This window comes from Microbacter margulisiae, assembly GCF_014192515.1.
In the GTDB taxonomy this organism is placed as follows: domain Bacteria; phylum Bacteroidota; class Bacteroidia; order Bacteroidales; family Paludibacteraceae; genus Microbacter; species Microbacter margulisiae.
Map to the genome: position 1 here is coordinate 1378443 of NZ_JACHYB010000001.1, position 16356 is coordinate 1394798.

Annotated in this window: 9 protein-coding genes and 1 pseudogene; all 10 read left to right on the forward strand. The window is 41.9% G+C overall.

The window, feature by feature from the left end; genetic code table 11:
- The 10 genes and pseudogenes from FHX64_RS05585 to FHX64_RS05630 all read left to right on the forward strand — a co-directional run bounded on the left by FHX64_RS05585 (position 1) and on the right by FHX64_RS05630 (position 16355).
- Positions 1-912 (forward strand): dihydrodipicolinate synthase family protein, encoded by a 912-nt coding sequence (locus FHX64_RS05585; protein ID WP_183412812.1) that lies wholly within the window; start codon positions 1-3, stop codon positions 910-912.
- 67 nt (positions 913-979) lie between these two features.
- Positions 980-2524 carry a sodium:solute symporter family transporter gene (locus FHX64_RS05590; protein WP_221202148.1) on the forward strand — a complete coding sequence of 515 codons (1545 nt, stop codon included), beginning with the start codon at positions 980-982 and terminating at the stop codon, positions 2522-2524.
- Between the two features lie 77 nt (positions 2525-2601).
- Positions 2602-3750: an iron-containing alcohol dehydrogenase gene (locus FHX64_RS05595; protein ID WP_183412813.1), complete on the forward strand. Its 1149-nt coding sequence runs from the start codon at positions 2602-2604 to the stop codon at positions 3748-3750.
- A gap of 71 nt (positions 3751-3821) precedes the next feature.
- The gene (gene pdxA, locus FHX64_RS05600; RefSeq protein ID WP_221202149.1) at positions 3822-4850 is read left to right on the forward strand and encodes a 4-hydroxythreonine-4-phosphate dehydrogenase PdxA; all 1029 of its coding nucleotides are present in this window, start codon (positions 3822-3824) and stop codon (positions 4848-4850) included.
- The gene (locus FHX64_RS05605; RefSeq protein ID WP_183412814.1) at positions 4847-5995 is read left to right on the forward strand and encodes a four-carbon acid sugar kinase family protein; all 1149 of its coding nucleotides are present in this window, start codon (positions 4847-4849) and stop codon (positions 5993-5995) included. The genes pdxA and FHX64_RS05605 overlap by 4 nt, the downstream gene beginning before the upstream one ends.
- A gap of 13 nt (positions 5996-6008) precedes the next feature.
- A pseudogene (locus tag FHX64_RS05610) lies at positions 6009-7310 on the forward strand (glycoside hydrolase family 28 protein); the annotation flags it as partial.
- A gap of 286 nt (positions 7311-7596) precedes the next feature.
- Positions 7597-8997, forward strand: coding sequence for an acetylxylan esterase (locus FHX64_RS05615; RefSeq protein WP_246392314.1), 1401 nt, complete (start codon positions 7597-7599; stop codon positions 8995-8997).
- Between the two features lie 55 nt (positions 8998-9052).
- Positions 9053-11509: a glycoside hydrolase family 95 protein gene (locus FHX64_RS05620; RefSeq protein WP_183412816.1), complete on the forward strand. Its 2457-nt coding sequence runs from the start codon at positions 9053-9055 to the stop codon at positions 11507-11509.
- 53 nt (positions 11510-11562) lie between these two features.
- Positions 11563-14886 (forward strand): glycosyl hydrolase, encoded by a 3324-nt coding sequence (locus tag FHX64_RS05625; protein ID WP_183412817.1) that lies wholly within the window; start codon positions 11563-11565, stop codon positions 14884-14886.
- Between the two features lie 23 nt (positions 14887-14909).
- Entirely contained in the window at positions 14910-16355 is a 1446-nt protein-coding gene (locus tag FHX64_RS05630) for a glycoside hydrolase family 140 protein (protein ID WP_183412818.1), read from the forward strand.
- The last annotated feature ends 1 nt before the right edge of the window (position 16356 follow it).

Sequence of the window (16356 nt, forward strand, 5' to 3'; positions counted from 1 at the left end):
ATGCAAAAGAGATTTTCAGGAGTAGTAGTTCCGGTCATTACGCCATTAAATAAAGATTTCACAGTAGATATTACGGCTGTAGGATTAATCCTGAACCAACTAGCGCAAAACAATATAGATCCGCTGGTTTTAGGAACAACCGGCGAATCAAGTTCCATAAATGAACAGGAAAGTTTGCGTTTCGTTCAGGCTGCAGTAACCGTAAAAGGGACACACCAAACCATTTATGCCGGATTAGTTGGCAATCAGGTTTCGGATTTAATCAAACGGGGAAATCAATATATCGACTTAGGGGCTGATGTTGTAGTGGCTACCCTGCCCGCCTATTATATCCTGACACCGGAACAAATGGAAGCCTTTTACATTCAGTTGGCAGACCATATAAAAGGGCCTGTGATGCTCTATAATATTAAGGCCACAACGCAAATGTCCATTCCATTGGCTGTTGTGGAAAGATTAAGCAAGCATCCAAATATTTGGGGGTTGAAAGATTCCGAACGTGATATCGAACGGATGACAACCTGTATTGAAACCTATCGCGATCGTGAAGATTTCTCCTATTTCTGCGGATGGGGAGCACAAAGCGCCAACAGCCTGCAACTGGGCGCCGACGGGATAGTGCCCAGTACAGGGAATATTGTCCCTTCCCTTTATGGCAAAATGAAGCAGGAAGCGTTGCTCGGCAATTGGGACGCAGTTCAGCATTATCAGGAACTGACAGATATTGTAGCAATTCTTTATCAGCAAGACCGGACGCTTGGACAATCGTTAGCCGCCCTGAAAGTAATGATGCACGGGGAAAAAACATGTAATACCACGATGATGCCTCCGTTAACGGAACTTTCAGCTCGGGAAACTGAGCTTATCATAGCAAAATTTGATTATTACAAAAAGAGAACCGCAATCATTTAACGGCAAAATGGAACGGCAGCTCTTTTTTATCCATAAACATAGTTGAATCTCTTTATTTCCAAGATACATGCTGAATAGTCCAATACACTGGATTGACGGATTGATTGTCATATTATCGATATTGTTTACAGTCGGGACAGGCCTTTACTTTTCAAAAAGGCAAAAAAGTTCTGACCGATACTTTATAGGGAGCAAGAACTTTCCTTCGTGGGCAATAGGACTATCCATCTTTGCCACCTTGCTAAGCAGCGTTACTTTCTTAGCCTATCCGGCAGCAGCTTATAGGTCAAACTGGATATTGCTTGTGCAAGGTTTAATGGTGCCGGTCGTATTGGTAGGAATCATTTGGATCATTGTTCCATTGTTTCGCAGAGTGGTACGGCTAAGTACATATGAATATTTTGAACGGCGATTTGGATTCTTTGCCCGGCTCTACAGCTCAATAGCGTTTATGCTGACCCATTTTTCCAAGATGGGAACCGTATTATACCTGATTTGTCTGGCTATGAGCAGCTTCTTTCATCTCCACATCCTGGCTATTATGTTCATATTGTGGTTTGCCATTGTCGCCCTTACGCTATTGGGAGGGATGGAAGCTGTCATCTGGATGGATGTGATTCAGGGAAGCTTACTGATAGGAGGAGGATTACTCTGTCTGGGAATTTTGTTGTTCCGCAATGCCGGAGGACCTACTGAAGCTTTAAGCCAGGCATTACATATGGGAAAAATTGGCGTTGGCCCGTTCACGTTTAGTTTACAAAAGCTCACATTTTGGGTGATGGTGTTTAATGGTGCTTTTTATGCACTTCAGAAATATGGAACGGATCAAACGATCGTTCAACGTTACCTGACTGCAAAATCGGACAAGGATGCTAAGCATGCCGCCTACATTGGCGTATTTGCAAGCGTTTCCGTATGGACGTTATTTATGTTGATTGGTTCATTATTATATGTATTTTATCATACGGGAACTGCCACTTTACCTCAAGGTATCACCGCTGACAAGGTATTTCCTTACTTTATTTCCACGCAGCTTCCCGTTGGTGCTGTAGGGCTAGTCCTTGCTGCACTTGTAGCAGCCGCACTTGCCAGTTTACAGTCCGACCTGAACTGTCTTTCGGCTATTGGAATAGGAGATTACTATCAACGCTTCAAACCAAACAGCACTGACAAACAAAAATTGAGGATGGGACGATTACTTGTCTTCATAGCAAGCCTGTTGATGATGTTGGTAACCTACCTGTATATTACATGGAACGGGCAAGGAGTGTTGGGGGTCGTCTTCGGACTCTATTCCATCTTCTCAGCCGGAATCGTTGGCATATTCCTATTAGGCATCCTGTCCAGGCGGGCAAACCGGCAGGGATTATATATAGGAATTGCCGTATGCGTTCTTTTTACAGCCTATGCCGTGCTTACCTCGACACAAATACATGATAAACTGATTTTGAATCTGGGGAAATATAATTTTCACCAACATAAATATATGCTTGGCGTCTATAGCCACCTGATTGTTCTTTTTGTAGGTTATGCAGCCAGTTTCCTGTTTAAGTCACAACCTGCAGAAGACGATCTGACAATTTACGGATATTTCAAGAAGAAAGCAGCATGAGGCAGACCTGTAGATGAGGACGACGGTACAACGGACAAATAACCGTCGAATAGAAGACAATCTAAAAAAATTAAAATATGAACTCGATTATATTACAACAACCCGGAACCATAGTATTTGGAGAAAATTGTATAGGCCGATTAATTGACAACCGGTTTGTACAGGCATCAAAAAGAATATTATGGCTGATCACTTCACCATTAATAAATACCCTTCAACCTACGTTAGAAGCTATAACAACCAGCGGGAAGACAGTAGAATTAATCGACTATAATTTCCCCGGCGAACCTACTTTTAGTCAGTTCGAAGCATTATTAGCCCAATCAGAACAATTTAATCCTGATTGTGTTATAGGCATAGGAGGAGGAAGCGTGTTGGATTGCGCCAAATTACTGGCTGCGCTGACGGGGAATAATCAGAAACTGGAGGATATTGCCGGCATAGGATTGTTAAACGGAAGATCGAAGAAGCTGATCTGTTTGCCGACGACTTCAGGCACAGGAAGCGAAATGTCGCCGAATGCAATTTTATTGAATGAAACTACCTTGGCAAAAAGTGGTATTATCAGTCCCTATCTGTTGCCTGATGCCTGCTATATCGATCCCGTATTAACGATATCTTTACCAGCACGTTTAACGGCAGAAACAGGAATGGACGCCCTCGCCCATTGCATTGAAGCCTACACGAATAAATTTGCTCATCCGGCTGTTGATATTTATGCATTAAAGGGGATGGAGCTGATTGCTCAGAATTTGCAGCGCGCCTGTGAAAATGGAAATGATATCGAAGCCAGATCAGCTTTGGCATTAGGATCCATGTACGGAGGATTATGTCTTGGGCCGGTAAATACAGCCGCAATTCATGCTTTGTCATATGGATTGGGCGGAAGATTTCATGTACCCCATGGATTAGCCAACGCTATAGTAATGCCGGAGGTTTTACGATTCAACATGGAGGCCTCTATAGAACGACATGCGACAGTAGCATTAGCCCTGGGAGTTCAAAACAAAGGAGATGAAAAAGAAACAGCCCTTGCCGGAATTGAAAAGATAAAGGAAATATCAAGAGCATGTGGTATTCCACAACATTTGAGTGATATCGGTATTAAAGCAGAAGACTTATCGGAACTGGCTGATATTGCCATGGGGGTAACTCGTTTATTAAAAAACAATCCGAGAGAAGTAACGAAAACCGACGCGATTGAAATCTACAGAAAACTGCTTTGATTTTATATATGAAATCAATATAATACAGAGACTGTTTTTTCATTGCACTAAAAAATTTGAGACTAAAAATTATGACACCAATTATAGGAATAAGCATGGGAGATCCGGCAGGGATCGGTCCTGAAATATGTATCAAAGCACTATCGAATTCATATATATATGAACAGTGTCATCCTTTTATTGTCGGGGATGCCAATGTACTCAAGAAAACGGCAGAAGATTTGCATTTATCCTTAACGGTCAATCCAGTCAGGTCACATGAAGAAGCAATATTCAAACATGGATGCATTGATGTACTGGATATGCAAAGCGTCAACCTTCCGGAGTTAAGACTGGGCGAAGTATCGGCAATGGCCGGAGATGCCGCCTTTCAAGCTGTACGGAAAGTAATTGAGTTAGCATTGAACGGAGACATCGATGCAACAGTAACAGCGCCGATTAATAAAGAATCCATTCATAAAGCAGGGCATAATTTTTCAGGGCATACGGAGATTTATGCTCATTTCACCAATACGAAGAAGTATGCCATGTTATTGGTAGATGATAGTTTAAGAGTGATACATGCCACCACTCATGTTTCGTTACGAAAGGCCTGCGATTTATGTACTAAAGCAAGAGTACTGGAAGTAATCCAGTTGTTACATGATGCATGTGTACAATTTGGAATCGCCAATCCCCGAATAGCAGTGGCAGGCCTTAATCCTCATGCAGGCGAGAACGGGCTTTTTGGAGACGAGGAGATCAACGAAATCATACCTGCCATTGTAGAAGCAAAAGAAAAAGGATTCAACGTGGAAGGCCCCGTACCACCCGATACAATGTTTGTGAAAGCCGTTCAAAAGAAATATGACGGCTGTGTAGCGATGTATCACGACCAGGGACACATCCCATTTAAACTGGAAGGCTTTCAATGGGACAATGAAAAGCAAACCATGAAAAGTGTGAAAGGAGTAAATATCACATTGGGGCTGCCTATTATACGTACCTCTGTCGATCATGGGACAGCGTTTGAGGTTGCAGGGAAAGGCATAGCATCACCGGACGCCATGCTGCTGGCAATTGATTATGCGATTTTAATGTCGAAATATAAGAAGAAATGATAACGGTAATTGCTGACGATCTGACGGGAGCGGCTGAAGTAGCTGGCATTTGCCTTCGCTATGGATTGAAAGTGGCGTTTGGAATTGATTCCATGCCATTGAAACAAGCGGATGTATTCATTATTGCCACCGACAGCCGTTCCAAAACAGAAAAAAAGGCGTTTCGCGAACATTTACAAATGACGCGTAAGGCTTTGTCAGCAAAGGACTCTCTATTATTCAAAAAAACAGATTCTGTACTCAGAGGTTATATCATGGCTGAATTAGAGGCTATGATGCAAATCACCGGGAAATCTAAGGTGCTTTTTCAACCTGCTAATCCGGCAATCGGAAGATGTATCCGGAATGGCGTTTACTATGTCAACGATAGCTTATTGGAAAAATCGGGATTCTCAATGGATCCTGACTTCCCAGCGCACACCTCCGTAGTGAAAGAGCTGCTTACCCAAAGATGCACCTCGAAGGGAACAAAACTGTTATCCGATAATGTAATAGATGTGCCTGATTGTAATGTTAGCGATGACCTTGGAAAAATTCTCAAAACATGGAACAAAAACACATTGCTGGCAGGGAGCGCCGCGTTTTTTGAACAAGTACTGATTATGGCGTTTGGACTACCAAAATACAGCACGAGCTATAAAACAAAAAGTTTTACCAATTATTTGATCGTTTGCGGAACTACGCACCCGCAGAGTCGCGATCATTTGAAACGACTTGAAGCATCCGATTGTCTGGTAAGATTTTTCCCTGAAAATCTTTTAGCCGAACAATGTTCAGACGACGATCTTTATAAATGGGCGCAATCTCTGGATCTTGAATGGACAAGAAGCCACAAAATGGCAATTGCATTTGCCCCTGAAAAAATATCGTTTTGTAATGATGCTGCAATCTTAAAAATGAGGATGAATAAAGTCGTAAGGCACATGGTAAAAAACTGCACAATTAACGAATTATTGATAGAAGGAGGCGCTACGGCTTATAGCATTATGAATTATTTAAGCTGGAAGACGCTTGCTCCGCAACAGGAGTTATTCCCTGGCGTAGTAAGAATGCAGGTAATGCGAATGCCATCATTGCACGTAACCATAAAACCGGGTAGTTATACATGGCCATCCGGCATCTTTAACTTAACAGGAAAACAATAAAGAAACCGTCACAATGAGACACCTATTAATTGCCCTTATCTTATTATTTTTAGGAAAAAACATGACTGCAGAAACCATTAATATGCAGAAAACCGGTTGTATAGCAGATGGTAAGACATTGAATACCGAAATCATTAAAAAGGTAATTGATCAATTATCAGCTAAAGGAGGCGGCACTCTTTTCTTTCCGGCAGGCACTTATCTCACGGGGCCCATTGTATTGAAAAGTAATATTACCATTGATATTGAAGCAGGAGCAACGTTATTATTTTCCAATAATTTTGATGATTACCTTCCATTTGTAACCATGCGTTATGAAGGTGTAGTTATGAAAAGCTTTTCTCCCCTATTTTACGCTTATGGTCAGGAAAATATAACCATCGAAGGACGAGGAAAAATTGACGGGAACGGAGCAGCCTGGTGGAATGCCGCATGGGCATTTGAAACTAAAAATGAAGCTCTGATTAAAAACAAGCTGGAAAAATACAGGCTGTTATGGGACAAAGAGAATCCCGGTTTCCATATTGAACCCAACTCCGATTGGAAGGGAACATTGGCAAAGAAATTCTTCCGTCCTCCGTTTATTCAGTTCTACAAGAGCAAAAACATTCGTATAGAGGGAATTACACTAACAAACTCCCCTTTCTGGACGATTGATCCCGTATTTTGTGACAATGTAACAATAACCGGAGTTACCATTCAGAATCCATATCATTCGCCAAATACAGATGGGATAAATCCATCGTCGTGTAAGAATGTGCATATATCCAATTGCTACATCAGCGCAGGCGACGACTGCCTCACCATTAAATCCGGACGTGATGCACAAGGGCGTAAATATGGCATTCCCAGTGAAAACATTACAGTAACCAACTGCACCATGCTGGCAGGACATGGAGGTGTGGTGATTGGCAGCGAAATGTCCGGAGGAGTACGCAATGTTGCTGTATCAAACTGTGTATTTGATGGTACTGATAACGGCATCCGTATTAAATCCGTTCGTGGCCGCGGAGGTGTTGTTGAGAATGTCAGCTTCAATAACATAGTGATGAATAATATCAAAAAAGGAGGCATTGTCGTAAATCTCTTTTATGCGAATATTCCACCGGAACCGGTATCTGAACGCACACCGATATTCCGTGACATTCATATTTCAGGAATTACAGGCCGTAATATCAATCAGGCTTGTGTAGTGAAAGGTTTGGAAGAAATGCCAATTTCGAATATCTCATTTGACAACATCAATATGGATGCAAAGACAGGATTTGATATCAGCAAAGCCAAAGATATTAGATTAAACAATGTGCAGGTGAATGTGCAATTAGGCGCCGCATTCAAATTGAGCGATGTAGAAAACAGTTACTTAAACAACATTTATACGGCTAGTCCACTTGCTGCAAAGCCATTGATTGAGGCTGACAATACCCGGGGAATGTTTATCACAGGATGTTTCCCCTCCGGAAATCAATCTTTCCTGTCGTTAAGCGGAGAAAAAAGTGATTATATTGTATTATCCAATGATTATCTTGGAAGATTATCTCAGCCCATTGTAAAGCAAGATAGCCTGAACAAAAACATACATTTCATTGAAAAATAACATCATGATGAAAAAAATCCTGCTTACACTATTTGTCGTTGTTTTAACCGGACAAGTTTTTGCACAAACATCAGATGACGACTATACACGTCCATTAGTCGACGTTTTGAAAAAGATAGAGACGGAGTTTCATGTACAGATTAAGTATGACTCAAAACTGATAGCCGGGAAGCAATTAAAATATGCCGACTGGCGCATTCAGCCCTGGAGTGTGACAAAGAGCCTGCAGGCTGTGCTTGCTCCGTTTGACTATACGTATGTCATGGATCACGGCATGTACAAAATCAAACCCTTTGACTATACCCGGATGTCAGATGCAGAAGGGAAAGAGTTTATAGACTATCTGGAAACATTATACAATAACAAAAGTAGTTGGGAGAAACGGAAGGATGAATTAAAATCATGTATGTGGCAAGTTTTAAAACTCCCGGTGTTGCTGTCGCATCAACCCAAAGCCAGGGTAATACTCACTCCAAAAAGAAAATACGATGGTTATACGGTTGAAAATTTTGCCCTTGAAACATTACCGGGTCTTTACGTATGCGGTTCAATCTACATGCCATCAAAAATAAAAGGAAAATGTCCTGTCATGCTAAATCCCAATGGCCATTTTGCCGATGGACGCTATCGTACAGACGAACAGATCCGTTGTGCAATGGAAGCCCGAATGGGGATCATCGCTGCTGACTGGGATTTGTTTGCATGGGGAGAAAGCAGGCTGCAATTCAACAGCGCACTACACCGGACAAGCGTTGCTGGAAGCATTCAAATACTTAACGCCATTAGCGTTTTGAATTATCTATTAAGTCTCAAAGACGTAGATACAACTAGAGTCGGCATTACAGGAGGATCAAACGGAGGAGGCACATCGATCATGATATCCGCACTCGATAACCGGATTACATTAAGCATTCCTGTGGTTATGCTTACTTCTCATTTTGCCGGCGGTTGCCCATGCGAAAGCGGATTACCGCTTCAACTTTGTGGAAACCGTACCAATTATGCCGAGATAGCAGCCATGTTTGCCCCCAAGCCACAGTTAGTGGTTTCCGATGGGCATGACTGGACAAGTACCGTCCCCACGCTGGAATTTCCTTTTTTACAACGGACTTATGGATTCTATAACGCAGTGAATGAAGTTAAGAACGTTCACTTTCCCAATGAAGGACACGATTATGGGCCGTCAAAACGTAAAGCAATGTATGAATTCACGGCAGCGCATTGGGGATTGGATATAAATCGGATGAAGGATAAAGCCGGTAATTTTGACGAAAACACAGTGACCATAGAAAAAGATCCCCAAATGTATGCTTTTGGCCCTAACGGGGAGAATCTGCCTGCAAACGCAATTAAGGGAAAAGCAGCCTTGACAGCAATGCTTACAAAAATCGGATATTATAAATAACCGGCATAAACTGACTAATATATCAAAACAGAAATTACTAAATATAGAGTTCTCTATGAAAATTCGCATTATATTTATCTTAGTATCATCACTATTACTCAGTAATTATGCTATTGCCAATAAAAAATCTGATTTAATATTGTGGTATACTAAACCTGCCGCTAATTGGGACGAAGCATTGCCTTTAGGAAATGGAAGGTTGGGCGCGATGGTATTCGGCACACCGTCTGTTGAACATATACAACTCAATGAAGGCACCGTATGGGGAGGATCGCCAAATAACAATGCCAACCCAAATGCAAAAGCGGCTATACCTGAAATACGGAAGCTGATCTTTGAAGGGAAGTATGGTGATGCCCAAAGACTGGCAGACGAAAAAGTCATGTCACATACCAATTCCGGCATGCCTTATCAGTCAATGGGAGATTTTTATATCTCATTCCCGGGGCATAATAATTACACGGATTATTACCGTGATCTGAACATCAGTAAGGCAGTAGCTTCGGTTTCGTACAAAGTAAACGGGACGGTTTTTCACCGTGAAGTCTTCACCTCTTTCACCGACCAGGTAGTTATTGTTCGTTTAACGGCTGATAAACCAGGTAGTATCTCATGTAATGCGTTTCTTACGACTCCCCACCAAAAATTTAATATCACGAATGACAGTAGTTCGTTGATTCTTTCAGGAATTACAGAGACACATGAAAATCAAAGCGGCAAGGTTCATTTTTACACAGAGATAAAAGCGAAGGTTTTTGGAGGGACACATATCGTAAAGGATGCAGTAATGTCCATTTCCAAAGCCAATGAAGTCATTTTCTATATATCAATGGCTACCAATTTCACCAACTACAAAACACTTAATACCAATGAAAAACTTAAGTGTTTAAACTATTTGGACAAAGCCATGACCGTCAACTATGACGAAGCGAAACGGGAACATTCCGCTTATTATGCAAAATTTTTCAACAGGGTAAAACTTGATTTGGGCACAACTTCTGCTGCAAATTATCCCACGGATGAAAGAATCGAAAGATTCAGTTTATGTTTTGATCCGCAGTTAGCAGCACTCTATTTTCAGTTTGGCCGTTATTTGCTGATTTGTGCATCACAACCGGGAGATCAGCCCGCAACGCTTCAAGGTCTTTGGAATTATCAGATATTGCCGCCATGGGATTGTAAATACACCACCAATATCAATGTGGAAATGAATTACTGGCCTGCGGATGTGACCAATCTAAGCGAAATGCTGGAACCTTTCATACAGATGGTGCGCGACGTTTCTGTCTCTGGACACGAAACAGCCAGGATAATGTATGGAGCCAGAGGATGGGTTCTGCATCACAACACGGATATCTGGAGAATAACCGGGCCTGTCGATCATGCCGCATCGGGGATGTGGCCTTCCGGCGGAGCATGGGTTTGCCAGCAATTATGGGAACATTATTTGTATTCCGGGAATAAAGCTTATCTGGATTCAATATATCCTGTCATGAAAGGAGCTGCAAAGTTCTTTGTGGATTTTATGATTCCAGATCCAAGGAACGGATACTTAATCGTATGTCCTTCTGTGTCTCCTGAACATGTACACCCGGGCGATGGAGGGAAATACAGTATTTGCGGAGGATGTACAATGGATAATCAATTGGTCTTCGATTTATATTCCAATGTGATTGCAGCCTCAAAGATTCTCAAAACAGATTCGCTTTTTGCAGATACGCTAAGAATGTTGCGCAATAAAATTTCTCCCATGCGGATCGGTCACTTTGGACAGTTACAGGAATGGGAAGAGGATTGGGATAATCCCAATGATACCCATCGCCATGTATCCCATTTGTATGGAGTATTCCCCAGCAATCAAATCTCGCCCTACCGGACTCCCAAATTATTTGATGCTGCACGTACCTCTTTAATTCATCGCGGAGATCTTTCAACAGGATGGGCAATGGCCTGGAGACTTTGCTTATGGGCACGGTTCCTGGATGGAAATCATGCGTATAAACTCCTTCAAGATCAGTTGAGCTTAGCTTCAACCATTAAAAAGAAAGGTGGAACCTATCCCAACATGCTGGATGCACATCCTCCTTTCCAGATTGATGGAAATTTTGGATGTACTGCCGGTATTGCAGAGATGCTAATACAGAGTTATGACGGGTTTATCTATTTATTACCTGCATTACCAACAGTTTGGAAAAACGGCACTATTGACGGTCTGAAAACACGCGGAGGATTCACTATTGACATGACATGGAAAAACGGCAAGGTAGAAACCCTGACGATTCATTCTTCCTTAGGAGGAAATTGCCGCTTACGAGTCAAAAATCAGTTAATCGGGAAAGGGCTAAAACTTGCACAAGGGAAAAATCCCAATCCATTTTTCCATGTACCGGATGTAAAACAACCCATCATTTCCGATAAAGCGAAATTAAATGCCGTGCACCTGGTTCCGACGTTTCTGTATGACTTAAAAACTGAAGCCGGTAAAAGTTATACGTTTAGAGCAAAACAGTAATATTCTCATAAAAATCAAATTATCCAGCTATAGTTCATATCGCTTCATAATTCATGAACAAGAAAATGTATCAATATTTTTTCAGGACCTCCGTTGGGATCATTATGTTGTTAGGCATAGCATGTTGCAACACTACATTTGCGCAATCAGACAGCACAAACCTGTCAAATATATCCAGCCTGAAGCAACGATTTCAACACCCACCTACCTCGGCGAAACCATGGGTGTATTGGTATTGGATGAAAGGAGCTGTCACGAAAGCAGGCATAAAGACCGATCTGGAGGCAATGAAAAAGGAAGGTCTTGCAGGAGCTTATTTAGTGCCTATTGAGGCAGCTCCGAATCCTCCTTTGGTAAATCCTCCGGCCAATACATTTACGCCACAATGGTGGAAAATGCTTCGTTACGCTTTTGAAGAAGCGAAACATTTGGGATTGTTTTTCACCATGCACTGTGGAGATGGTTATGCTACAGCGGGAGGACCATGGATTACGCCCCAGCTTTCCATGCAAAAGGTAACATGGAGCGAACTACATGTAGTCGGGAACAGGGATTTTAACGATACGCTTCCCCATCCGCCATCGCTCAGAAATTATTACAGAGATATTGCCATCCTGGCATTCCCATCGCCTGAAGGTTCTGGAATTACAACGCAATCGGTAACACCCATAGTCACTACAAGTACGGGAGAGGATGCCTCTTTTCTGGCACAAAAAAACAACAAGAAAGTTTTCAAAAGCATTCATCCTTGCTGGATTCAATATGAATTTGCACAACCATTTACCTGCCGCTCCGTCATCACTGGAGGTGCAACTAATAATTATCAATCTCATCGTTTATTAATAAAAACGAGTAATGATGGCATTCATTTCCATACATTATGTCGTTTGACTCCTGCCCGCAATGGATGGGATGATTCGGGATTCAATTATACCCATCTTGTTCCAACAGTTACTGCCCGTTATTTTCGTTTTTATTATAATAAAGCCGGATCGGAACCCGGATCGGAAGATAACGAAATGGCAAAATGGAACCCTAATTTAAAGATCAAAATATTAGAATTATCTTCAGCAGCAGTCATTGATGAATACGAAGGTAAAAACGGAGAGGTCTGGCGTTTTTCACCGGCAACGCCATCATCAGAACTGGATAGTTCGGTTTGTGTCCCTTTTAATAAAATCATAAACATCACCAACAAATATCATGACGGAAAACTTTCTTGGCATATTCCGGCAGGAAAATGGATCATCTTTCGCGTTGGATATACAACTACCGGTACCGAAAATATGACAGGCGGAACGGAAATGGGCTTGGAATGTGATAAGTTTAATCCGGTGGCAGCCAAACTGGAATTCAATAACTGGTATGGAACTATTCGCAAAAAACTCGGGAACCAATTAACTGCCGATGTATTAAAACGTATTCATGTTGACAGTTGGGAATGTGGAAGTCAAAACTGGTCTCCGGTATTTAAAAAGGAATTTATCAAACGCAGAGGATATGACCCTACATTATATCTTCCTGCAATGGCTGGAATTCCTATTCAAGATGCCCAATTCTCCGAAAAATTCCTGTATGATATTCGCAAGACAATTTCGGAATTATATGTAGACAATTTCTATGGCGTATTAGATTCTCTGGCGAAAAAGAATGGATACGAATTTTCAGGAGAGTCTGCCGCTCCTGTCATGTGTGGAGATGACATGTTGCATTATAAAAAGCTGGACATTCCAATGGGTGAATTCTGGCTCAATAGTCCTACGCACGATAAGCCGACAGACATACTAGACGCTATATCAGCAGGACATGTCTATGGAAAACCTGTCATTCAGGCAGAGGCTTTTACCACATTACGCATGGATTGGAATGAATATCCCGGAATGTTGAAATATATACAGGATCGAAACTATTCATTAGGAATCAATCGGTTCGTTTTCCATGTGTTTACGCTGAATCCATGGCCGAATCGCATGCCAGGTATGACGCTCGGCCCAACGGGTTTGTTTTTTCAACCTGCACAAACGTGGTGGAAACCTGCAAAAGCATGGGTTACCTATACCCAACGATGCCAGGCTTTGTTACAATATGGGACACCGGTTGTCGATATTGCTGTATTCACGGGAGAAGGATTGCCACGCCGTGCCATTCTGCCGGAACGTCTGATTAACACGTTACCTGGTCTCATTGGCAAAGCTGCAATAAAAAGAGAAGAAGCCAGATTGGCAAATGTAGGCGTTCCAATGTGGAACAAGCCGGATGGAGTAATGAACTCAGCAAATACCAGTAATCCTGCCGATTGGATTGATCCATTAAGAGGATATAAGTATGATTCGTTAAACCCGGATGCATTCTTTCATCTGATTTCGGTAAAAAATGGTGACATGGACATGCCGGGGGGTGTTAGTTATAAGTTATTGGTATTGCCAAGAGCAAACCCAATGATGCCGGATACAACGCTCTCCGAACAGGTTCAGAAACGCCTTGCCGAGTTACAACATGAAGGAGTCAAAATAATTCGTTTCTATAATCAGAGGACATTGAATCCTTTAGGTATCAGACGTGATATCATATTCAGAGATTCAACGAATAAAATTGTAGACGGCTTTGCCTGGACACACCGAAGAACAGCAACGACGGATATATATTTCATTTCTAACCAACAAGATTCATTACGACATGTAATCGTATCATTGCGGGTTGCAGGCCGTGTCCCCGAGCTTTGGGAGCCGGTGACCGGTAAAACCAGAATAGCAAGTCAGTGGAAGATCGAAAACGGACGTACGGAATTACCGATACAATTGGATGCCTATGGATCCATATTCATTATCCTGCATACGCCCACCCATGCAACCTATGCAAATAATGGATTAAACTGGAATCGCATTACAAATGCAATAAATATTCATGGCCCATGGAAAGTAAAATTTAATCCAAAATATGGAGGCCCGAAGAAAGCAATTCTTTTCCCCAAATTACAGGATTGGAGAAATCAAGCTGATCCTGCCCTAAAATATTACTCAGGAACAGCCATCTATACAATAAATTTAAAATGGAATAAAAACAAAACTAGCTTGTCACATCAGTGGCTTGACTTAGGCAAAGTTGATGATATTGCCAAAGTAACCGTTAATGGCGTTCACTGCGGAGTAGCATGGACTGCCCCATACCGTGTCGATATCACCAAAGCGCTAAAAAATGGGAATAACAAGATAGAAATTGCTGTAACCAACACCTGGATCAACCGACTAATAGGAGATAGTTTATTACCCGCAAAACAACGCGTCACCTATTTAGTAAATCCGGTTTATCGTTTGAATGATAAAACCACAAAAGAGGCTGGATTAATCGGACCTGTAAAACTATTAAGTGAAGAATAACAATGAAAACAATATGTATTCATATGAATAGTAAAAATCTGGCATTATTACTGAGCCTTATTCTGTTAATGAATGGATTTTCAATACTTAATGCTCAAAACAAGAAAGAAAAAGCAGCTTCTCCATGGAACAACGGTAGATTAAGAGTAAGTGATAATCATCGTTTCTTACAGTATGCCGATGGAAAACCTTTTTTCTGGCTGGGGGAGACTGCATGGCTATTGCCAAGCAGGTCAAAGCGTGAGGAGGTAAGCTATTTTATGGATGAAACGGCTAAAAGCGGATTCAATGTTGTATTGGTTTCTGTACTACACACCATTCCGGCCATTAACAGTTACGGACAATTGGCATTACCCGATGGCTTCAACTTTAAACATATAGATAAAAGAGGCGAATACAGTTATTGGCAGCATGTAGATTTTATTGTACAACAGGCTAAACAATATGGCATTTACGTCGGTATTGTATGTGTCTGGGGGACGCCAGTGAAAGAGGGACAGGTAACCATCGAAGATGCCAGAAAATACGGACGTTTTCTCGCCGAACGATATAAGAAATATCCCAATATCATTTGGATAATAGGAGGTGACACGTATGGAAATGAGAAGAAAGAAATTTGGGAAACGCTGGCTAATACCATTAAACAGTACGATCCCAACCATTTAATGACTTTTCATCCACGCGGCAGAACCATATCTTCGATCTGGTTTGATAAAGATTCATGGCTGGACTTCAACATGTTTCAATCGGGTCATCGGCGTTACGGGCAACAACCGGAAGACAGTTTGATTCCTCCCAATACAGAAGAAGATAACTGGCGCTATGTAGAACGCAGCCTCCAAACGCAACCTTTGAAACCCGTCTTAGACGGAGAACCTTCCTACGAAGATATTCCACAAGGATTGCATGATACTACACAACCCCGGTGGAAAGCGCGTGACGTACGCCGGTATGCTTATTGGTCAGTCTTTGCAGGATCATGCGGGCATACCTATGGCAACAATTCGACCATGCAAATGTACCACCCTGGCTATATGCCGGCATTTGGCGCTGACCGGCCCTGGTATGAAACGATACATGACCCGGGATGTTTAGAAATGCAATATGTAAAGGATTTAATCTATTCATTTCCCTATTTTGACCGGATTCCCGATCAAAGCGTCATAGCCGGTAAAAATGGAACTCAGTATTACAGGGACATTGCCACCCGGGGCAACGATTACATTTTAGTCTATAACTATACCAATACACCCATGGATATTGACATGACGAAAATATCAGGTGATAAGAAGAATGCCTGGTGGTTTAATCCCCACAATGGTGCATTGGAGTATATAGGCGAATTTAATAATGGCAAACACGTTTTTGTCCATGATGGTGGTTCTTACCCGGGCAATGATCATGTGCTCATTATTACAGACGCCAGGACATCCTATATTCAGCAAGATCAAAAATATATCAACAAGTAAA